The 357-nt window shown below is 36.4% G+C and carries 1 pseudogene; it reads right to left on the bottom strand.

From position 1 onward, the window contains the following. Window positions 1-357: pseudogene (locus tag AC1DND_RS29710) on the bottom strand (beta-glucuronidase); the annotation flags it as partial.

The following is a 357-nucleotide window of genomic DNA, read 5'->3' as shown; positions in this document are numbered from 1 at the left end:
CGTAGTTACAGTTCATTTCTTTTGCCCATTGCAACATCATACGCATATCGCCTTCTGAGCGTAAACGACCAGCTAAAAGCGGGTTTTCGTCATGTAGTGAGATTCCTCTTAAAAAAACAGATTTACCGTTTAACAAGATACTATCGCCATCAACCTGAATGGTTCTGAAACCAATTTTATCGTTGATATTTTCTTTATCGGTTTTAATATTTACCGCATATAATTTTGGTGTTTCTGGCGACCATAAACTTAAATTGTTCCAGATAAACTCATCTACAATTTTACCTTCGCTATCTGTTTTGTATTTCTTTTCGAGCTTCAGCTCTGGAATAGAAAGCATAATTTCCTGTCCAACGG

This window comes from Pedobacter sp. 01N416, from assembly GCF_056399685.1.
The sequence above is the reverse complement of the archived record's forward strand: the minus strand, read 5'-3'. Positions and strand labels throughout refer to the sequence as shown.